This window comes from Bordetella genomosp. 5 (assembly GCF_002261315.1).
In the GTDB taxonomy this organism is placed as follows: Bacteria; Pseudomonadota; Gammaproteobacteria; order Burkholderiales; family Burkholderiaceae_B; genus Bordetella.
In genome coordinates, this window is sequence record NZ_NEVP01000007.1 from 319,100 (window position 1) to 338,649 (window position 19,550).

A 19,550-nucleotide genomic window follows, 5' to 3' on the forward strand; every position below is an offset into this window, starting at 1 on the left:
ATTGGGTCGCTTGGCGCGCGCCGTGCAACAAAGCCGCGCCATCTTCCACAACGCCTGTGCACGTTTGCGCGCAGGTCGGCTCTGCCCTCCCCCCTCTCCATGTCGTCTGAATCACTCTCCCGCAGCCTGCCCGGCTGGCTGATCCTCATGGGCGCGCTCACCGCGATCGGCCCGTTCTCCATCGATATGTATCTGCCGGCGTTCCCGTCGATCGCCACCAGCCTGGGCGTGCCGCGCGGCGATGTCGAGCGCACGCTGGCGGCCTATCTGATCGGGCTGGCGATGGCGCAGGTGTTCTACGGCCCGCTTGCCGACCGTTTCGGCCGCAAGCTGCCGATGCTGGGCGGCCTGGTGCTGTACATGGTGGCGTCGCTGGGCTGCGCGCTCGCGCCGGACATCGAATCCCTCACGCTCTGGCGCGTGGTACAGGCGCTGGGCGGCGCGGCCGGCGTGGTGATTCCGCGCGCCGTCATCCGCGACCACTACGAAACCCAGGACGCGGCACGCGCCATGTCCCTGCTCATGCTGATCATGGGACTGGCCCCGATCCTGGCCCCGCTGGTCGGCGGCCAATTGCTCGCCTTCGTCGGCTGGCGCAGCATGTTCTGGTTCATGCTCGGCGCGGGCCTGACGCTGTTCGTCGCCACGCTGCTCACCATGAAAGAAACGCTGGCGCCCGAGCGCGTGGTGCCGCTGCGGCCGGGCATCATCGCCAGCAACTACTGGGCGCTGCTGCGCCATCGCGGCTTCATCTTCCACAGCTTTGCAGGCGGCCTCGGGCAGGCGGGCATGTTCGCCTACATCATCGGCTCGCCGCGCGTGTTCATCGAACTCTACGGCGTGCCGCCTCAATACTATGGGCTGCTGTTCGGGACCAACGCGGCCGCGCTGATCGTGGGCTCGCAGATCAGCGCACGGCTGCTGCGCCGCCTGGCGCCCCCTGTGTTGCAACGGCGCGCCCAGACCGCGCTGGCGATCGCCAGCCTGGCCGCGGTGGTGCTTACGCTCGCCGGCCTGATGAGCCTGCCCGTGCTGATGGCCTGCCTGATCGCCTATATGTTCAGCCAGGGTTTCGTGAATCCCAACTCCGCCGCGCTCGCCCTGGCCGAACAGGGCAAACGGCTGGGCGCCGCGTCCGCGATGCTGGGCACGCTGCAGTTGTCGTGCGGCGCGCTGGCCGGCGTGGTGGTGAGCCTGTGGCAGACCGAAAGCGCGCTGCCGCTCACGATGGTGCTCGCCACCTGCGCCTGCCTGTCCTGGGCCGCCGGCCGCATCGCACGCCGGGCCGCCCGCGCTGCCTGACGCGGCGTGGTGGCGGCCGCGGGCGTCGGACCCGCGCGCACGGCGCGCCGAGGCATCGGCGCGACACGCTGCCGGCTCGCCACCGGCAGCGCTTGACTCACCCGCCCATCTCCATATAGAATCGCTGGCTAATCAGTAATTTCCCGTGCGCGGCTACTATGCTTTGTGGTCAGCACTACTTTTCCCCGAGCCGGAACTGATCGTTTCAGGCAAGGTGGGCAAAGCGGGGTATAAGCACAGGACGGCAGCGTCCGGTGTGCGCCCTTCGCGACAACCGACGCTATCGGAGGTCTCGCGAAGCCGGCATTCAGCACCGAAACGCGCCCTCCCCATCCACCAGTTGGGTGGCCGGCCGTGTCGCAGTCTCGACACTCTCTCGCCGGCAGCTTGTATCTCCCCAACGCCCGCCCCCTGAATTGCACCGGCAAAGAACAAACCTCAAGAGGTGCATCCATGGCACGCGTATGCCAAGTTACCGGCAAAGGCCCGATGGTGGGCAACAATGTTTCGCACGCGAACAACAAGACCAAGCGTCGTTTCCTCCCCAACCTGCAATCGCGCCGGTTCTGGGTTGAAAGCGAAAACCGCTGGGTCCGTCTGCGCGTGACGACCAAGGCCATCCGCACGATCGACAAGAACGGCATCGACGCCGTCCTGGCCGACCTGCGTGCCCGCGGCGAAGCGGTCTAAGCAAGACCAGACCCACAACCGCCACATCTACATACTAGGAGCACGACATGGCCAAAGGTATCCGCGAAAAGATCAAGCTCGAGTCGACTGCCGGCACGGGCCACTTCTACACGACCACCAAGAACAAGCGCAACATGCCCGAGAAGATGCTGATCAAGAAGTTTGATCCCGTCGCTCGCAAGCACGTTGACTACAAGGAAACCAAGCTGAAGTAATTCAGCTGGATTCCGGTTCAGTCGTATGCTGACGGCCTCGCTCTTCGCGAGGCCGTTTGCTTTTGCGCCGGCCCGATCCCATCGCCGCCGTCCCGCCGTTAGCTGTCCCCGCCACGCCGCCACCGCCATGCCGTTTCGATTCGTGATCGCGCTTTTCGCCACCACCCTGATGCTCGGCGCCGCCACGGCCAGCGCGACCTCCGCGCCCCAGGCGCCGGCCGCGCGCATGCCGGCGGGCGCCACGCCCCCGCCGATTCGTCTGGGCGACATCATCGGCAGCCGCCAGGATCCGGCGCAAGCGGCCTACCGCAAGGGTTGGCAGCTCGCGCTCGAGGCTCTCAACGCCGAAGGCGGCGTGATGGGACGCAAGCTGCAGGTCGTCACACGCGAAGACGGCGGCCAGGCCCAGGAAACGGCCCGCCTGGCGGCCGAGCTGGCCGACCGCGAAGGCGTCGTGGCGCTGATGGGCGGCGCCTCCGAGGCCACCGCCGGTGCGCTGTCCGCCTACGCGGGCGAACATCAGATCCTGTATCTGGCGACGCTGGCGCGCGGCGAAGCCCTCACCTGGTCACGCAACAACCGCTACACCTATCGCCTGCCCCCGTCGGTGCGCATGCGCGTGGCGGCCGTGGCGCCCAAGGCGTTGGGGCAGCGCAGGACACGCTGGGCGATCGTGCACCGGGACGACGAAGCCGGTCGCGAGAGCGCCGCCGCCTTCCGCTCGGTCATGCAGGCGTTCCAGTCTCACATCGAGTTCGTGGCCACCCAGCCGCTGCCTACGACCGCGAAGGCGCTCGACGAAACGGTGCATGCGCTCGCCGATGCGCGTCCGGACGCGCTGTTTCTCGACCTGGACGCCGCCGGCCTCGCGCGCTTCGCCCACGCGGGCTACGCGCGCCAGTTGTTCGACGGCCGCGCCGTGGTAGCCCTGGACGCCGCCAACCCCGACGCCATCGCCGCACTGGAAGGCGGGGCGGGAATGCCGGCGGCGGGCGTCCCCGCGCCGGGCGGCCCCGCGCCGGCCGTCCCTTCGAGGGGCAGCCCCGCGCCGGGCAGCCCCGCGCCGGGCGCCACCGTACCGACCTCTCCCAACGCTGGCGCTGCGGTCGCCGGCCTCCCCGCCGGCTGGCTCGTGACGGGCTACGCCTGGGAAGGTATCGCCAGCCCCGCCGCGCAGGCCTTCGTCGAGGCCTATCGCAAGCGCCATGGCGAAACGCCCACCGCATCGGCACTGCTGGGCTACGCCGCGATCCAGTCATTTGCCGCCGGCCTGCGCGTGGCGCAGACGACCGACAGCGCGCAGCTGGCAGAGGCGTTTTCAGGACTGCGGGTCGACACGCCGGTCGCCACGATTCACTATCGCCCGCTCGATCATCAATCGACGCTCGGCGTCTACACCGGCCTGCTCACCGGCGCGCCGCCCCCGGCCGCGGTGAACAGCGTGAATTATCAGGAAGGCGGACGCCTGCAACCGCTGGACCACGATGTGCGCCGCCTGCGCGGCGAGGGCCGCGCGCGCACCGCGCCCGCGGCAACGGCCGCACCGGCACAGAACGCGCCGGCACAGAACGCCGCCAGCGACGCGGCGGCTGACGCCGCGCCCACGACGCCCGGCAAAGCGGGCGCCACACCGGCCCAGCCTCGCCCCGCCACGCCCTCACATCTCGTGCGACCCGCCACGCCGGTGACACGACCCGCGGACACCTGGACGCCCGACGCGGGCCCCGTGCTTCAGGATTGGCCGTCGGACGCGCAGGCGCGCTGATGGGCCGTCCCTGCGGGTCCGCACTCCTTGAAGATGCGGGCCGTGCAGCGGCGGCAAATCTCGGGATCCAGACGCTCGTAGATCTGCGCGATCGCGCTCGCCTTGTCGCGGAAGATGTGGTCGGCGCCCAGGCGTTGCACGAACCCCGTCCGCTCCCACTTGCCCAGCACTTCGGGACGCGGCCGATGGAAGTACAGGTCGCCGCCCATCGCGCGCCGGCGCGCGAGTTCGTCTTCCCAGACCTGCGCGCCCGCCACGTCGATGAAGTTCATGCTCTTGGTCATCACCAGCAGATGGCGCTGCGCCCCCGGAGCATCGCGCAGCATCTGCAGCCGCTCGGTCACATAGGCCGCCGCGCCGAAATAGATCGATCCCTCCATGCGCAGCAGCTTGAGTTGCGGACACTCGGGCAACGCGGTGCTTTGCCCTTCCAGCACCGCGAAGTGCCGTTCCGGGTCGCCCGCCTCGAACCCCATGGTGCGCATGGCCGGGCGTGATGTGCGATAGAGATAGGCGGTGAGCGACAACAGCGTGCCCAGCAGAATGGCCACTTCCATGCGCACCGTGACCGTGGCGATCAGCGTGACCAACGCAATCAGCGCCTCGTTGCGCTCGGTGCGCCAGAGCCAGCGCCAGCGCGCCAGATCGAACAGACCCCACGCCACGAGCAACAGCAGCCCCGAGATCGCGGCATACGGGATGTGCGCGAGCAAAGGCGCCGATAGCGCCACCAGCACGATCAGCAGCAGCGCCGCGAACACGCCCGCCAGCGGCGTCCGCGCGCCCGCTTCGTAGTTGGGCACCGAGCGGTTCAGCGAACCGCATGACAGATAACAGGAGAACAGTCCGCCCACCGCATTGGACAAGCCCTGCCCGAAGAACTCGCGATTGGCGTCGATATGCTGACCCGAGCGCTGGCCGATGGCCTTGGCGATCGAGATCGACTGCGCCAGCGCGATGATGGTGAGCGGCACCGCCACGCCCAGCATATCGGGCAACAGGCGCCAGTCGACCTGCGGCACGTGCAACGTCGGCCAGGGGCTTCCCACCGAACCCAGCACCGCGATGTCGGCGTTGGCGGCGGCCTGCAGCAGCGCGCCGCAAGCGGTGCCGGCCAGCAGCCCGGCCAGCATGTGCGGCTTGCGCCGATCCCAGCGTTTGACGAGCAACGCGGCGCCCATCGTCACGACGGTGACCATGATCGCGGCCCAGCTCGATTGTCCGATTTCCGCGCCGAGCGTCCAGAGCAGCACGCCCGCGCCATGCGCATCGATACCGCGCAGGCCCAGCGCGTCCTTGGCCGCATGCAACGCGATCAGAAGCGCCGCGCCGCTGGTGAACCCGAACAACGCCGACGGCGAAATGAAATTGGCCAGCACGCCGAGGCGCAGCACCGCCACGGCCAACTGCAGCAATCCCACCAGCAAGGTCACGGCCAGTGCGAGTTCGATATAGCCGGGCGACCCCACCGCCGCCATCGGCGCGAGCACGGCGAACAGCGCTAGCGAATTGGCGTTGGTCGGGCCTGACAACACATGACGGCTCGAACCGAACAGCGCCGCGATGATGCACGGCACGATCGCGCTGGCGAGGCCGTATTGCGGCGGCAGCCCTGCCAGCAACGCGAATGCCACGCCTTGCGGCAACACCAGCAACGCACCGAGCAGACCGGCCCACGCATCGGCGCGCAACGTCTGTGGCGACACCTCGCGTACCCAGCTTCCAAACAGCGCGCTGACTCGTGCATGCACGACAAAAACTCCTTCGGGGCAGAGCCCGCAGACATCCGGCGGGCAGCTTAACCCCGCCCGCGCCGCGCTGGCAACGATGCCGCCGGCAACGCGCCGCGCACGCGCGCAGCAGTGCGCGCGCAACGCTTTCCATGCAAAACATCATGCCATAGGCATTCTTCTCGCAAAAAAGACGTGCACACACGGGAGATTCCGCTATCATCGGGCGCGTAGTGTCTATTGCCGGATTTCCGGCACAACGCTGCCTCATATACCCAACATACGGATTTTGACCATGGCTACCAAAGCAAAAGCTCCCGCCAAGAAAGTGACCAAGGCCGCCACCAAGGCGCCGGCTAAGGCCGTCAAGGCTCCGGCCAAGGCCGCCAAGGCACCCGCCAAGGCCCCCGCCAAGAAGGCTGCCACCAAGGCTGTCGTGAAGAAGGTCGCTGCCGCTCCGGCCGCCGCCCGTCCCATCAAGGCTGCGCTGAACAAGTCGCAACTGATCGCTCACCTGGTTGAAAACACCGGCGTGGAACCCAAGTCGGTCAAGGCCGTTCTGGCCACCCTCGAAAGCGCCGTGCTGGGTTCGATCGACAAGAAGGGCGCTGGCGAATTCACGATGCCCGGCCTGTTCAAGGTTTCGGTGCAGAAGGTTCCCGCCAAGGCCAAGCGTTTCGGCAAGGATCCGTTCACCGGCGAAGAGCGCTGGTTCCCGGCCAAGCCCGCTTCGGTCAAGGTCAAGGTTCGCCCGCTCAAGAAGCTGAAAGACGCCGCTCAGTAAGCACGACGTCTTCCGGTCAAACCGGGAAGAGCCCGCCCTCAAGGCGGGCTCTTCTTTTTTCAGCGGCCGAATCGCGCACGTCCGACAAAGACCGTGTTGCGAACCGGGAATTTATTTTGATATAAAAATACTTTACGTCAAAATACTTTCTCATCATGCATGATCACGTAGACCGGGTTCTGGCCGACTGGAACCGCGAACGTCCCGATCTGGACGTCAGCGCAATGGCGGTGTGCTCGCGCCTGTTCCGCCTGGGCATCGTGGCCGCGCGCAGCGTCGACCGCGCCTTCAAGTCCCATGGCCTCACGCAGGGCGAGTTCGACCTGCTCGCGACCCTGCATCGCAGCGGCGCGCATGCCGGGCTCAGTCCGCAACAGCTCGTCAGCGCTCTGCTGCTGTCGGCGGGCGCCATGACCAACCGGCTCGACCGGCTCGAAGAGGCCGGCCTGATCGCCCGGCATCCGAATCCGGAGGATCGCCGCAGCGTCATCGTGTCGCTCACGCCCGAGGGCTTGCGCCTCATCCGACGCGCGCTCAACGACTACCTCGAAGAGCTCGACGGCCTGCTGGCTCCGCTCTCGGCGAGCGAACGCCGCCAGCTCGCGGGTCTGCTCAAGCGCATGCTGATCGAACATGACGGCGCCGCGCCCGGAGGGCTCGCAGCATGAGCGCCACGCAAAGCACGGCGCAACGTCCCGCCAATCTGTCGGCACCGATCGTGTTGCTGATGGCGGTCGCCACCGGCCTCGCCGTGGCCGGCAATTACTACGCCCAACCGCTGCTGCACACCATCGGTCAGCAATTCGGCCTGTCCACCGCCGGCGCCGGCAGCATCGTCACGATCGCGCAGCTGAGCTACGCCGCCGGGCTGGTGTTGCTGGTGCCGCTGGGCGACATGCTCGAGCGCCGCGCGCTCATCGTGTCCATGACCGCGCTCTCGGCCGTCGGGCTGTTGATCTCCTCGTCGGCGCAAAGCATCGGATGGCTCATGTTCGGCACCGCGGTGAGCGGCATGCTGTCCGTCGTGGCGCAGGTGCTGGTGCCCTTCGCCGCAACGCTGACCGAGCCGCACGAGCGTGGCCGCGTCGTCGGCACCATCATGAGCGGCCTGCTGCTGGGCATCCTGCTGGCGCGCACGGCGGCCGGCGCGCTGGCCGACCTCGGCAGCTGGCGCACCATCTATTGGGTGGCCGCGATCCTGCTGTTCGCGATGGCGGGTGCCCTGTGGCGCGTGTTGCCGCGCCACCGCAGCCCGGCCGGCCTCGGCTACCCGCAACTGCTGCTGTCGATCCTGCATCTTTATCGCGACGAGCCGCTGCTGCGCGCGCGTTCGTTGATCGGCGCGTTGCTGTTCGCCTCGTTCAGCATGCTGTGGACGCCGCTCACGTTTCTGCTGGCGGGTCCGGCCTACGGCTATTCCGACACCGTCATCGGTCTGTTCGGTCTGGCGGGCGCCGTCGGGGCCTTCGCCGCGAACCGCTGCGGCCGGCTGACCGACCGCGGGCTGGGCAATCTCGCCACCCGCGCGGGGCTGCTGCTGCTCTTCGGCTCCTGGGCGTTCGTGGCCTGGGGCGCGAGCTCGGTGTGGGCGCTGCTGGCGGGGATCCTGATCCAGGACATGGCCATCCAGGGGGTGCACGTCACGAATCAGAGCGCCATCTATCGGCTTCGTCCCGAGGCGCGCAGCCGCCTCACCGCCGGCTACATGACCAGCTATTTCATCGGCGGCGCGGCGGGCTCGCTGGCCTCGGCCTGGATTTACACCCACGCGGGCTGGACCGGCGTCACGCTGACCGGCGCGGCCGTGGGCCTGCTCGGCCTGGCTTACGGCCTGTTGGCTCGCGGCGCGCGCATCCCGGACCTGGCGCCCCCGCAAGCGCAATAAAGCCCATCCGCCCCCGATCTGGGTCCGATCGCTCAGGATCCCCGGGGGTAGCCCTATAATCTATGGTTTTGGCCGACCCGCCCCGGTGTCGGCCTCTTCCTCTTTCTACGCGCACGAGTCCATGCAGGAACGCTATCAACCCAACGCCGTCGAAGCGGCCGCCCAACAAGACTGGCAGGCCCGCGACGCCTATCTCGTCCAAGAGCACGCCCGCACCGCCGACGGTGAGGAAAAGCCCAAGTTCTACGCCTGCTCGATGCTGCCCTACCCCAGCGGCAAGCTGCACATGGGCCACGTGCGGAACTACACCATCAACGACATGATGGCGCGCCAGCTGCGCATGCGCGGCTACAACGTGCTGATGCCCATGGGCTGGGATGCCTTCGGCATGCCCGCCGAGAACGCCGCCATCAAGTCCAAGGTCCCGCCCGCCAAGTGGACGTACGACAACATCGCCTACATGAAGAAGCAGATGAAGGCGATGGGTCTGGCGATCGACTGGTCGCGCGAGATGTGCGCCTGCGATCCGGCCTACTACAAGTGGAACCAGTGGCTGTTCCTCAAGATGCTCGACAAGGGCATTGCCTACCGCAAGACGCAGGTCGTCAACTGGGATCCGGTCGACCAGACCGTGCTCGCCAATGAGCAGGTGATCGACGGCCGCGGCTGGCGTTCGGGTGCGCTGGTCGAGAAGCGCGAGATCCCCGGCTACTACCTGCGCATCACCGATTACGCCGAAGAGCTGCTGTCGCAAGTGCAGACGGGCCTGCCCGGCTGGCCCGAGCGCGTGCGCGTGATGCAGGAAAACTGGATCGGCAAATCCGAAGGCGTGCGCCTGGCTTTCCCGCACACGATCAAGGGTGCCGACGGCGCCCTCATCCAGGACGGCAAGCTCTACGTCTTCACGACGCGCGCCGACACGCTGATGGGCGTGACCTTCGCCGCCGTGGCGCCCGAGCATCCGCTCGCCACGCTGGCGGCCAGCACCAATCCGGCGCTCGCCGCCTTCATCGAGCAGTGCAAGCTGGGCGGCACCACCGAGGCCGAAATGGCCACGCGCGAAAAAGAAGGCATGCCCACCGGCCTGACCGTCTCGCATCCGCTCACCGGCGCACCCGTCGAGGTGTGGGTCGGCAACTACGTCCTGATGAGCTACGGCGACGGCGCCGTGATGGGCGTGCCCGCGCACGACGAACGCGACTTCGCCTTCGCCCGCAAGTACGGCCTCGCGATCCGCCAGGTCATCGCCCAAGAGGGCAAGACCTACTCCGACGCCGCCTGGCAGGAGTGGTACGGCGACAAGCAGACCGGCCGCACCGTGAATTCGGGCAAATACGACGGCCTGGCCTACAAGGAAGCCGTCGACGCGATCGCGGCCGACCTCGTCGCCGCCGGCCTCGGCGAAAAGCAGACCACCTGGCGCCTGCGCGACTGGGGCATCTCGCGCCAGCGCTACTGGGGCACCCCGATCCCGATCATCCATTGCGAAGACTGCGGCCCGGTGCCGGTGCCCGAGCAGGATCTCCCGGTGGTGCTGCCCGACGACCTCATCCCCGATGGCTCCGGCAATCCGCTCGCCAAGAACGAAGCCTTCCTGTCGTGCAAGTGCCCGAGCTGCGGCAAGCCCGCGCGCCGCGAAACCGACACGATGGACACGTTCGTCGACTCGTCGTGGTACTTCATGCGCTACACCTCGCCGGGCAACGGCGACGCGATGGTGGATGCCCGCAACGACTACTGGATGCCGATGGACCAGTACATCGGCGGCATCGAACACGCCGTGCTGCATCTGCTGTACGCACGATTCTGGACCAAGGTCATGCGTGACCTGGGCCTGCTCAATTTCGACGAGCCGTTCACCAAGCTGCTGTGCCAGGGCATGGTGCTCAACCACATCTACTCGCGCAAGACCCCGCAGGGCGGCGTCGAGTACTTCTGGCCCGAAGAAGTCGAAAACACCTACGACGCCAAGGGCGCCATCACCGGCGCGCGCCTGAAGTCCGACGGCAGCGAGATCACCTATGGCGGCGTGGGCACGATGTCCAAGTCGAAGAACAACGGCGTGGATCCGCAGTCGCTGATCGACACGCAGGGCGCCGATACCGCGCGCCTGTTCGTGATGTTCGCGAGCCCGCCCGAGCAAACGCTCGAGTGGTCCGACTCCGGCGTCGAAGGCGCCAACCGCTTCCTGCGCCGCCTGTGGGCGCTGTGCCACGCGCAGCGCGACGCCGTGGCGCGCGGTCTGGCCCAGGGCGCCGACTGGACGCAGGCGCCGGCCGCCGTCAAAGACCTGCGCCGCGAGGTCTACGGTCTGCTCAAGCAGGCCGATTACGACTACCAGCGCATCCAGTACAACACCGTCGTGTCGGCCTGCATGAAAATGCTCAACTCCATCGACAACGCCACGCTGCCCGAAGGCCCGGCCACGGATGCCGCGCTCGCCGAAACCATCGGCGTGCTGCTGCGCGTGCTCTACCCGGTCGTGCCGCACGTCACCTGGGATCTCTGGCGCGAACTCGGTTATGCCGCCCCGATGGGCGACCTGCTCGACGCCCCGTGGCCGCACGTCGACGAAGCGGCGCTGATCGCCGACGAAATCGAGCTGATGCTGCAGGTCAACGGTAAACTGCGCGGGTCGATCCGGGTCGCGGCGCAAGCCTCCAAAGACGAGATCGAGAAGCTGGCCGCCGCCCAGGAAGAGGTGGCCCGTTTCCTCGAGGGCCGTCCGCCCAAGCGCGTGATCGTCGTTCCGGGCAAGCTGGTCAACGTTGTAGGCTGATGAGGTCACGCATGAACATCGCCGGGCACTCCCCGCTCTCCTCCCTGAAATGGCTGGGCCGCGCCGCCGGCCTGGCGGTGCTCATGCTGCTGACGTCCTGCGGCTTCGCGCTCAAGGGCGAAACGCCGCTGCCGTTCGACACGATGTACATCGGCATTCCGGACAACACCCTGTTCGGCGCCGACCTGCGCCGCCAGCTGAAGGCGGCCTCGCCCAACACGCGTCAGGTCGAGCGTCCCGACGAAGCCGAAGCCATCCTGCAGCAGACCGAGATGCGGCGCACGCAGCGCGAAGTCTCGCTCAACGCGCAGGGCCGGGTCGAGGAATACGAACTGGGCGTCATCTTCAGCTTCCGCCTGATCGACAACAAGGGCAACGCCCTGTTGCCCGACACCACGTTCGCCGTCTATCGCGACATGCCCTACGACGAGCAGATCGTGCAGGCCAAGCAGACGCAGATGGAAACCCTCTACAAGGCCATGCAGCAGTCCATCGTGCAGCGTCTGATGCGTCGCCTGACGGCGCCCGACGTGCGCGTGGCCGCCGAGCGGGTCCGCGCGGGCAAGGCCGATCCCGACGCACCGGTCTTCGATCCGAAGTCCGCCGTGCCGCAAAACACCACGCCGCAACCCTGGAACAGCCCGAGCATCAACCGCCAGCTGGACCCGCTCTGACCGATGGCTCAGGCGATGGACGGTGACGGGCTCATCGACCACCTGCGGCGCGCGGGTGGCCGGCTGGCCCCGCTCTACACGATCTCCGGTGACGAGCCCCTGCTCGTCACCGAGGCCGTCGATGCGCTGCGCGCGACGGCACGCGAGGCCGGCTATACCGACCGGACCTCGATGGTGATGGACGCCCGCTCCGACTGGAGCGCGGTGGCCGCCGCCACGCAGAGCGTTTCGCTGTTCGGCGACCGGCGCCTGCTCGAGCTCAAGATCCCGACCGGCAAACCCGGCAAGACTGGCGGCGACACCCTCGCCAAGCTGGCCGAACAGGCTCAGGCCCAGCCCGACGATTCCACGTTGGTCGTGATCGCGCTGCCGCGCCTGGACAAGGCCACGCGCGAGTCGCGCTGGGCGCAGGCGGTGGCGCGCGCCGGCATCTATGCCGAGATCCCCACCATCGAACGCGGCCGCCTGCCGGGCTGGATCGGCGCCCGTCTCGCGCGGCAAAACCAGCGCGCCGACTCGGCCACCCTGCAATGGATGGCCGACAAGGTCGAAGGCAACCTGCTGGCGGCCCACCAGGAAATCCAGAAGCTCGGCCTGCTTTACCCCGAAGGCGAGCTGGCGGGCGCCGACGTCGAACGCGCCGTGCTCAACGTCGCCCGTTACGATGTCTTCGGCCTGCGCGACGCCATGCTGGCCGGCGACATCGGACGCACCGTCCGCATGATCGACGGCCTGCGCGCCGAGGGCGAGGCCTTGCCGCTGGTGCTCTGGGCCGTCGGCGAAGAGATCCGCCTGCTCGCCCGGATCGCCCAGGCGCGCGCCCAGAACCAGGACGTGCCCGGCCTGATGCGCCGGCTGCGCATCTTCGGCGCGCACGAGCGGCTCGCGATGCAGGCGCTGTCGCGCGTGCCGCCTCAAGGCTGGCCCGCCGCCGTGCAGCACGCGCACGAGGTCGACCGGCTGATCAAAGGCCTGAGCGTGCCGGGCCGCCTGTCCGACGCCTGGGAAGAGATGACGCGCCTCGCGCTGCGCGTGGCCGCCGCCGGACGACCGTGAAGGCGGTTTCGACCGCCGCCTTCGCCCCCGCGATGTCGACCGGCGCCCGTTCGGTTCCGGCCGATACCGCACCCCACGATGCCCTGCCCGCCCTCCGACGACCGGACCGGGAGAGCCAGCTACACTTCCGGGGATAGCCCCAGACATAACGGACGCCGTTCCAACGGCGCAGCCAGCGAGACCACCGCCATGTCCACGATAGAACAGACCATGCTCGCCCTGGGCGAGAACGCCCGCCAGGCTTCACGCGCCATGATGCGCGCCAGCGGCGCCGCCAAGAACCGTGCCCTGCACATCATGGCCGAGTCCCTCGGCGCCGAGCGCGACGCGCTGAAGACCGCGAATGCGCGCGACCTCGATGCCGCACGCGCCAACGGCATCGAGCCGGCCCTGCTCGACCGCCTCACACTGTCGGATCGCTCGATCGACCTGATGGCCGAAGGCCTGCGCCAGATCGCCAATCTGCCGGATCCGATCGGAAGCCTCACCGGCGCCAGCATCCGCCCCAATGGCATGCGCGTGGCGCAGATGCGGGTGCCGCTGGGCGTCATCGGCATCATTTACGAGTCCCGCCCCAACGTCACGATCGACGCGGCCGCGCTCTGCCTGAAGTCCGGCAACGCCACCATCCTGCGTGGCGGCAGCGAGGCGCTGCATTCGAACCTGGCCCTGGGCCGCATCGTGCAGGCCGGCCTGCGCGCGGCCGAGCTCCCGCCCGCCGCGGTGCAGGTCATCGACACGCCCGACCGGGCGGCCGTCGGCAAGCTGATCACCATGACCGAACACGTGGACGTCATCGTCCCGCGCGGCGGCAAGGGCCTGATCGCACGTCTCGCCCAAGAGGCGCGCGTGCCGCTCATCAAGCACCTCGATGGCAACTGCCACGTCTATGTGGATGCGGCAGCAGACCTCGATCGCGCCTTCGAGATCGCGTTCAACGCCAAGACCTACCGCTACGGTATCTGCGGCTCGATGGAAACGCTGCTGGTACACGCCTCGGTGGCCTCGACCTTCCTGCCCCGTTTCGGCCGCGCGCTGAGCGAACACGGCGTGCAGCTGCGGGGTTGCGAACGCACGCGCGCCCTGCTGCCCGACGCCCTGCCGGCCTCCGATGAAGACTGGGGCACCGAGTACCTCGGCCCGATCCTGGCGATCCGCGTGGTGGACACGCTCGACGACGCCATGGAGCACATCGCACGCTGGGGCTCGGGCCATACCGATGCCATCGTCACGCAAGACCTGAGCGCAGCCGAGCGCTTCCAGCGCGAGGTCGATTCGAGCTCGGTCTATGTCAACCTGCCGACCTGCTTCGCCGATGGCTTCGAATACGGGCTGGGCGCGGAGATCGGCATCTCCACCAACCGGCTGCACGCGCGCGGCCCCGTGGGCCTCGAAGGCCTCACCACCCTGAAATGGGTACTCAACGGCGAAGGCCAGACCCGAGGTTAAGGCAAGTGGCAACTCAATCCCCGATCTTCATGTACATCTTCAGCCTGCTGGCGACCTGCTTCATCACGTGCACGATCAGCGGCCTGTATCTGTTCTTCGTGGCACAGCGCCAGGTGAATGCCGAACTCAAGCATCCTTACCTGAAGCACAAGCCCTTCGGCCAGTATCCGTTTTCGATCCGCGCGGCGATCTTTCTCGACTACTTCCTGCGCCTGATGTTTCCGCGTACCAAGTTCTGGATCGTGGGCCATGCCAACGAGCAGTTGGCGCACGTCGATCCCAAGCGCGTACCGCTGGCCGTCAAATGGCCGATCGTGGGATTCTGGGGCGCATGCTGGCTGGGCCTGATCGCCATGATCGCGCTCTGGACCATGCTGCTGCTGGGCGCCTGATCGCGGCCATGCAGCTACGCGCCTTCGACCCCGCCGATTTCGACGCGCTTGCGAGCTGGTTCGATAGCCAGCGAGCGGTCTCGCAATGGGGCGGCTCGCATGTCCGGCATCCCCTCACGGCCGCGCAGTTCGAGGTCATGCTCGCCGAAGGCCGCGGAACGCGTCCGCAACGGCAATGCTGGACGGCCTGGCACGAAGACCGGGCGGTCGGCCACGGCCAGATCGCCTACGACTGGCAGGACGGCAACGCGCGGCTCGGGCGCATCGTGATCGCGCCACAGGCGCGTGGCCAGGGCCTGGCGCGGCCGATGCTGCGCCAGCTCATCGACCTGGCCTTCGACATACCCGACATCCAGCGCGTGGAATTGAACGTCTACATGTTCAACGAGGTCGCGATCCACACCTACAAAACGCTGGGCTTCGCCTTCGAAGGCGTGCGCCGTTCATCGACCCGCGTGGACGACGAACGCTGGGATACCGGCATGATGGGCCTGCTACGCCACGAGTGGCGCCCACCCGCATGAACGGCGGCGGCAGCGCCGCCCCGCGTGGTTCAGCCCGCCGGCTGCGCGATCTGCACGGGCGGTAGCGCCGCCTCGATCGCCGCGCCCGCGGCCAGGCAGAGGTCTTCGCGATACCGGCCCGCGATGATCTGCACGCCCATCGGCGCGGGGCCGTCCGGGCCCTGGGTCTCTCCCGTCGCCACCGACAGCGCCGGCAGCCCCATGAACGGCACGGCGATCTGCGTCAGCTGCGCCGCCCAGACGCGCGCGTAAGCCGACTCGCCCTGCAGGTCGAGGCCATCCGGAAACGGCACCTCGCTGGAGACGGGCGTGAGCAGCACCGGATAACGCGAGAAGAACAGCTCCCAGTCGCGTACCAGCGTGGCACGGCGGGTCAGGGTCTGGACATAACCCGGCAGATCCAGCCCGCGCGCCACCTCCTGCTGTCCCGCCAGCGCGGTCATCGCGCCGGGATCCCCCTCGCGCCGCGCCGCATCCAGCATGGCATCGTACCCATCGGCGAGCCACATGCGCAGTTGCAGCGCAGCCGCTTCGCGCATCGGCGGCGGATCCACTTCATCCACTTCCCAACCGGCCTCGCGCAGGGACGCGGCCGCATCGCGCAGCGCCTTTTCGACAGCGGGCTGCACCTCGAGGCCTTCCGGACTCACGCACAGCGCCGCGCGCCGCGGCACGACCGGACCCTGCAGCGGCGCCGGCACCCACCAGGGATCGCGCGGATCGGGCGCGGCCATGACGGCGAGCGCGAGCCGCACGTCGGCGATCGTCCGGGCCAGCGGCCCGGACACCGCGGTGATCTGGCCGCCGAGCGAGCGCTCCGGCAGCGCCGCGTTGAACGCCGCCACCCGGCCGAGCGTCGGCCGCAGACCGTGCACGCCGCAGGCATACGCGGGATAACGGATGGAGCCCGCGATGTCGGTGCCATGGGCGATGTGACCGATGCCGGCCGCCACCGCCGACGCCGCGCCGCCCGAGGAACCCCCGGGTGTGAGCCGGGCATTGCGCGGATTGCGCGTGGCGCCGTGCAGCAGATTGTCGGTGAACCAGCGCAGCGAGAACGCCGGGGTATTGGTACGACCGAGAATGACCGCGCCGGCCCGTTTGAGGTTGTCCACCACGGGGCTGTTCTCGCGCGCGATCACCTGGGCTTGCAGCTTCACGCCGTTGCTGGTCGCGTAACCGGCCTGGTCGATGTTGATCTTCACGGTCACCGGCACACCGGCCAGCGGCCCCGGATGCTCGCCGCGCGCACGGCTCGCATCGGCTTCGCGCGCCTGCGCGAGCACCTCGTCCGGACGATGATCCACCACCGCGTTCAGCTGCGGATTCACCGCGTCGAGGCGTTCCAGCGCGGCCTCTGCCGCCTCCACGGCCGACACCTCACCCGCCCGGATATGCCCGGCCAATTCCGCTGCCGACATGCGCCAAAGCTCAGTCACTCTGTTCCCCTTGCATCGTTGCGTTCGTCGTTGGTCACTGCGCCACCCGCGGGCGGCGCGTTCCACCATAGCGCCCGCACCGTCATGGCACAAGTCCGACGCCGGCTCCACGCGCCGCGCCCCTTGCATTCCCGCGGCGCAGTGAGCCATGCGTGGCGCCCCGCCCCGCGCACGCTCGCGCCCTCGTCAGGCATGCGTCGCGCCGCATTCCGCGCACGCTCGCGCCCTCGTCAGCCACGCCTTGCGCCGCATCCCGCGCACACTCACGGGCGTCGTCAGCCACGCGTTGCGCCGCCCCGCAATGGGCGCATTCCCGGTTGCGCGGCCTGCTCCGCGACTGCAACATCAGCACTTCCGCATCCCATTCCCCGCGCTGGCGGGGCGCCAGCATGCACACCCCTCCCATCTCGCATGTCGCCGTGGTCGGCGGCGGCACCATCGGCGCCAGTTGGGCCGCCCTGTTCCTGGCCCGTGGCCTCTCGGTCGCCATGTTCGATCCGGCTCCCGACGCCTGCGCCCAGACCCTGGCGCGAATCCACGCCGCGTGGCCCGCGCTGACGCAGGCCGGGCTCGTCGTGGCCCGCGCCTCCCCCGATCAGCTACGCTTCGAGACCGAGCTCGAGGCCGCGCTGGATCAGGCCGACTTCGTCCAGGAAAACGCGCCCGAGCGCGAGGCGTTCAAGATCGACTTGTTTTCGCGCATGGATGCCGTGCTGCCCGAGCACGTGCTGATCGCCTCCAGCTCTTCCGGGCTCTTGATGAGCCGCCTGCAGTCCGGATGCCGCTACCCCGGGCGCTGCCTGATCGGCCATCCCTTCAACCCGCCGCACCTGATTCCGCTCGTCGAGGTGGTGGGCGGTGAGCGCACGGCGCCCGAGGCGCTGGCGCGCGCGATGGATTTTTATCGCGGTCTGGGCAAATACCCGATAAGGCTCAACAAAGAAGTGCCCGGCCATATCGCCAACCGCCTGCAGGCGGCGCTGTGGCGAGAAGCCGTACACCTCGTCGCCGAAGACGTCGCGAGCGTGGCCGACATCGATGCCGCGGTCGCGCAGGGCCCGGGCCTGCGCTGGGCGCTGTTCGGCCCGCACATGACGTTCAATCTGGGCGGCGGCGCCGGCGGCCTGCAGCATTTCATGGACCATCTGCTGGGTCCGATGCAGGCCTGGTGGGACGACCTCGGCCATCCCGAACTCACACCCGAGCTGCAGCGTAAACTGGTGGCTGGCGTGCAGTCCGAAGCCTCCGGCCGATCGCTCGCCAGCCTTGCCACCGAGCGCGATCAGCAATTGGGCGCCATTCTTGCCCTGTTGCGGTCCGCCAGACCAGGAGCCCCCACCGAATGAGCGACATTCACCACGACTCGGCGCGCCAGCGCTTCGAAACCCGCGTCGACGGCCACGCCTGCGAACTCGATTACCAGGTGTGCAATCAGGTCATGGCGATTCTGCATACCGGCGTGCCCCAGGCCGTCGGCGGCCGCGGCATTGCCGCCCGCCTCACTCAGTCCGCACTCGACTACGCACGCGACCAGGGTTGGCAGGTGCAGCCCCTGTGTTCCTACGCGGCGGCCTACATACGCCGGCACCCGCAATACGCCGACCTGGTTCGCTGACCCGCTCTGCGCGCGGCCCTATCAACGATCCCGTGACACGGCGCCGGCCACGGCCAGCCGCATTCCTGCGATACACAAGGGTGCGCTGACGCTGCCTGCTGAACGACGCCTATCGTGGCGGTCATCCCGCCGCTGAGCGCCGCCGCGCCTCGTGGTGAGGCCACCCGCTTGAACAGGTGCAGCGAACGCGCGCGACTACGGTCGGGCGCCCGCTCAGCGATGCTCGCCGTCCAGGTAGTACCAGCGGCCATCGATGCGCTCGAATCGGCTGGTTTCGTGCATGCGCGTGGCCCGTCCGGCCTGACGGCAGCGGGCCACGAACTCCACGACCGCGTGGTCGGCGTCCGTTTGCGCACTGCGCTTCACCTCCAGGCCCAGCCATTTCAGGTCGGACGCATTCGGCTCGAGCTCAGACGGCCGCGTATCGGGATGCCAGGTCGCCAACAAATACGCGATCTCGTCCAACACGAACGCGCTGTAGCGTGAGCGCATGAGCGTGGGCGCGTCGGGCGCCTGCAGCGCAAGCGGCCCCTGATGCCAGCGGCCGCAGCAAGCCTGATAGTCCTTGCCCAGATCGCAGGGGCAGGCCGTCGAAGAAGAAGACATTTTTTTCACGCCGCTATTTTCCCATGATCGTCCGCTGGCCGACGCGCCGAGACCACCATCGTCCGCCGCCCGACGCCACGATCGTCCGCCGCCCGACGCGCCGAGGCCACCATCGTCCGCCGCCCGACGCCACGATCGTCCGCCGCCCGACGCGCCGAGGCCATGATCGTCCGCCGGCCAATGCGCCGAGGCCATGAGCGTCCGCTGGCCGACGCGCCGACGCTCAGCCGCGGAGCGAGGCACTCGCAAAAACAAAAACCCCGCCGGATCTCTCCAGCGGGGTTCGGGGCATAAAAGCCTGACGATGACCTACTTTCACAAACGAATGTTCACTATCATCGGCGCGAAGGCGTTTCACGGTCCTGTTCGGGATGGGAAGGAGTGGGGCCACCTTGCTGTGGTCGTCAGGCGTAACCGTGGGCGGTAGACGCCATATTCTTGCCAGGTCGATGTCCGGCGTATGCCGGCGCGGGCTACCTGAGCGAGCCCTGAATCTGCGAAGCCAGTGGCTTCACCTAAAAGACAAAACCCCACTGGCGTGAGCCAGTGGGGTTTTGAGCAATAAAAGCCTGACGATGACCTACTTTCACAAACGAATGTTCACTATCATCGGCGCGAAGGCGTTTCACGGTCCTGTTCGGGATG

18 protein-coding genes and 1 rRNA gene are annotated in these 19,550 nt (G+C 68.1%); 15 read left to right on the forward strand and 4 right to left on the reverse strand.

Features of this window, described 5'->3' with window-relative positions:
• Positions 1–99: 99 nt before the first annotated feature.
• The 4 genes from CAL25_RS13460 to CAL25_RS13475 all read left to right on the forward strand — a co-directional run bounded on the left by CAL25_RS13460 (position 100) and on the right by CAL25_RS13475 (position 3,972).
• Positions 100–1,302 carry a Bcr/CflA family multidrug efflux MFS transporter gene (locus tag CAL25_RS13460; protein WP_094800743.1) on the forward strand — a complete coding sequence of 401 codons (1,203 nt, stop codon included), beginning with the start codon at positions 100–102 and terminating at the stop codon, positions 1,300–1,302.
• Between the two features lie 453 nt (positions 1,303–1,755).
• Positions 1,756–1,992: a 50S ribosomal protein L28 gene (gene rpmB / locus CAL25_RS13465; RefSeq protein WP_026349988.1), complete on the forward strand. Its 237-nt coding sequence runs from the start codon at positions 1,756–1,758 to the stop codon at positions 1,990–1,992.
• A 47-nt stretch (positions 1,993–2,039) separates the two neighbouring features.
• Positions 2,040–2,207, forward strand: a complete 168-nt coding sequence (gene rpmG, locus CAL25_RS13470) for a 50S ribosomal protein L33 (RefSeq protein WP_003810296.1) — start codon at positions 2,040–2,042, stop codon at positions 2,205–2,207.
• A gap of 127 nt (positions 2,208–2,334) precedes the next feature.
• Positions 2,335–3,972 carry an ABC transporter substrate-binding protein gene (locus tag CAL25_RS13475; protein WP_170948487.1) on the forward strand — a complete coding sequence of 546 codons (1,638 nt, stop codon included), beginning with the start codon at positions 2,335–2,337 and terminating at the stop codon, positions 3,970–3,972.
• Here the strand turns inward: CAL25_RS13475 and CAL25_RS13480 are convergent.
• Entirely contained in the window at positions 3,939–5,723 is a 1,785-nt protein-coding gene (locus CAL25_RS13480; protein WP_249279065.1) for a SulP family inorganic anion transporter, read from the reverse strand. The two genes, CAL25_RS13475 and CAL25_RS13480, sit on opposite strands and share 34 nt — an antisense overlap.
• Positions 5,724–5,997: 274 nt before the next feature.
• Here CAL25_RS13480 and CAL25_RS13485 point away from each other — a divergent pair, with 274 nt between their 5' ends.
• From CAL25_RS13485 to CAL25_RS13525, 9 genes are all read left to right on the forward strand, one after another.
• Positions 5,998–6,486 carry an HU family DNA-binding protein gene (locus tag CAL25_RS13485; RefSeq protein ID WP_094800747.1) on the forward strand — a complete coding sequence of 163 codons (489 nt, stop codon included), beginning with the start codon at positions 5,998–6,000 and terminating at the stop codon, positions 6,484–6,486.
• A 155-nt stretch (positions 6,487–6,641) separates the two neighbouring features.
• A complete protein-coding gene (locus CAL25_RS13490) occupies positions 6,642–7,154 on the forward strand; it encodes a MarR family winged helix-turn-helix transcriptional regulator (protein ID WP_094800749.1) in 513 nt (170 codons plus the stop codon).
• Positions 7,151–8,371: an MFS transporter gene (locus tag CAL25_RS13495; protein WP_094800751.1), complete on the forward strand. Its 1,221-nt coding sequence runs from the start codon at positions 7,151–7,153 to the stop codon at positions 8,369–8,371. Before CAL25_RS13490 ends, CAL25_RS13495 begins: the two co-directional genes overlap by 4 nt.
• A 121-nt stretch (positions 8,372–8,492) precedes the next feature.
• Positions 8,493–11,150 carry a leucine--tRNA ligase gene (gene leuS, locus CAL25_RS13500; RefSeq protein WP_094800753.1) on the forward strand — a complete coding sequence of 886 codons (2,658 nt, stop codon included), beginning with the start codon at positions 8,493–8,495 and terminating at the stop codon, positions 11,148–11,150.
• An 11-nt stretch (positions 11,151–11,161) separates the two neighbouring features.
• On the forward strand, positions 11,162–11,824 hold the full coding sequence (lptE, locus tag CAL25_RS13505) for an LPS assembly lipoprotein LptE (protein ID WP_094800754.1): 663 nt from the start codon (positions 11,162–11,164) through the stop codon (positions 11,822–11,824).
• A gap of 3 nt (positions 11,825–11,827) precedes the next feature.
• Positions 11,828–12,880: a DNA polymerase III subunit delta gene (gene holA, locus CAL25_RS13510; RefSeq protein WP_094800756.1), complete on the forward strand. Its 1,053-nt coding sequence runs from the start codon at positions 11,828–11,830 to the stop codon at positions 12,878–12,880.
• Positions 12,881–13,069: 189 nt separating this feature from the next.
• On the forward strand, positions 13,070–14,329 hold the full coding sequence (locus tag CAL25_RS13515; protein WP_094800758.1) for a glutamate-5-semialdehyde dehydrogenase: 1,260 nt from the start codon (positions 13,070–13,072) through the stop codon (positions 14,327–14,329).
• A 29-nt stretch (positions 14,330–14,358) separates the two neighbouring features.
• Complete coding sequence (locus tag CAL25_RS13520) at positions 14,359–14,721, forward strand: hypothetical protein (protein ID WP_094800760.1); 363 nt, start codon at positions 14,359–14,361, stop codon at positions 14,719–14,721.
• Between the two features lie 8 nt (positions 14,722–14,729).
• On the forward strand, positions 14,730–15,245 hold the full coding sequence (locus CAL25_RS13525) for a GNAT family N-acetyltransferase (RefSeq protein ID WP_094800762.1): 516 nt from the start codon (positions 14,730–14,732) through the stop codon (positions 15,243–15,245).
• A gap of 29 nt (positions 15,246–15,274) precedes the next feature.
• On the opposite strand, the gene CAL25_RS13530 is transcribed toward CAL25_RS13525, so the two are convergent.
• Entirely contained in the window at positions 15,275–16,684 is a 1,410-nt protein-coding gene (locus CAL25_RS13530; RefSeq protein WP_094800764.1) for an amidase family protein, read from the reverse strand.
• Positions 16,685–17,073: 389 nt separating this feature from the next.
• On the opposite strand from CAL25_RS13530, the gene CAL25_RS13535 reads away from it, so the two are divergent.
• Entirely contained in the window at positions 17,074–18,030 is a 957-nt protein-coding gene (locus tag CAL25_RS13535; protein ID WP_094800816.1) for a 3-hydroxyacyl-CoA dehydrogenase NAD-binding domain-containing protein, read from the forward strand.
• On the forward strand, positions 18,027–18,299 hold the full coding sequence (locus tag CAL25_RS13540; protein WP_094800765.1) for a GNAT family N-acetyltransferase: 273 nt from the start codon (positions 18,027–18,029) through the stop codon (positions 18,297–18,299). The genes CAL25_RS13535 and CAL25_RS13540 overlap by 4 nt, the downstream gene beginning before the upstream one ends.
• Before the next feature lie 213 nt (positions 18,300–18,512).
• On the opposite strand, the gene CAL25_RS13545 is transcribed toward CAL25_RS13540, so the two are convergent.
• Positions 18,513–18,914 (reverse strand): YchJ family protein, encoded by a 402-nt coding sequence (locus tag CAL25_RS13545; protein ID WP_170948491.1) that lies wholly within the window; start codon positions 18,912–18,914, stop codon positions 18,513–18,515.
• 287 nt (positions 18,915–19,201) lie between these two features.
• Positions 19,202–19,314 (reverse strand): 5S ribosomal RNA (gene rrf / locus CAL25_RS13550).
• Between the last annotated feature and the right edge of the window lie 236 nt (positions 19,315–19,550).

Bases quoted from the DNA above. Each gene is read 5' to 3' on its own strand.
- CAL25_RS13520 (WP_094800760.1), top strand. From the start codon at position 14,359: ATGTACATCTTCAGCCTGCTGGCGACCTGCTTCATCACGTGCACGATC.
- rpmG (WP_003810296.1), top strand. From the start codon at position 2,040: ATGGCCAAAGGTATCCGCGAAAAGATCAAGCTCGAGTCGACTGCCGGC.
- CAL25_RS13515 (WP_094800758.1), top strand. From the start codon at position 13,070: ATGTCCACGATAGAACAGACCATGCTCGCCCTGGGCGAGAACGCCCGC.
- CAL25_RS13490 (WP_094800749.1), top strand. From the start codon at position 6,642: ATGCATGATCACGTAGACCGGGTTCTGGCCGACTGGAACCGCGAACGT.
- CAL25_RS13495 (WP_094800751.1), top strand. From the start codon at position 7,151: ATGAGCGCCACGCAAAGCACGGCGCAACGTCCCGCCAATCTGTCGGCA.
- CAL25_RS13535 (WP_094800816.1), top strand. From the start codon at position 17,074: ATGCACACCCCTCCCATCTCGCATGTCGCCGTGGTCGGCGGCGGCACC.
- leuS (WP_094800753.1), top strand. From the start codon at position 8,493: ATGCAGGAACGCTATCAACCCAACGCCGTCGAAGCGGCCGCCCAACAA.
- rpmB (WP_026349988.1), top strand. From the start codon at position 1,756: ATGGCACGCGTATGCCAAGTTACCGGCAAAGGCCCGATGGTGGGCAAC.
- CAL25_RS13525 (WP_094800762.1), top strand. From the start codon at position 14,730: ATGCAGCTACGCGCCTTCGACCCCGCCGATTTCGACGCGCTTGCGAGC.
- CAL25_RS13475 (WP_170948487.1), top strand. From the start codon at position 2,335: ATGCCGTTTCGATTCGTGATCGCGCTTTTCGCCACCACCCTGATGCTC.
- CAL25_RS13460 (WP_094800743.1), top strand. From the start codon at position 100: ATGTCGTCTGAATCACTCTCCCGCAGCCTGCCCGGCTGGCTGATCCTC.
- lptE (WP_094800754.1), top strand. From the start codon at position 11,162: ATGAACATCGCCGGGCACTCCCCGCTCTCCTCCCTGAAATGGCTGGGC.
- CAL25_RS13540 (WP_094800765.1), top strand. From the start codon at position 18,027: ATGAGCGACATTCACCACGACTCGGCGCGCCAGCGCTTCGAAACCCGC.
- holA (WP_094800756.1), top strand. From the start codon at position 11,828: ATGGCTCAGGCGATGGACGGTGACGGGCTCATCGACCACCTGCGGCGC.
- CAL25_RS13485 (WP_094800747.1), top strand. From the start codon at position 5,998: ATGGCTACCAAAGCAAAAGCTCCCGCCAAGAAAGTGACCAAGGCCGCC.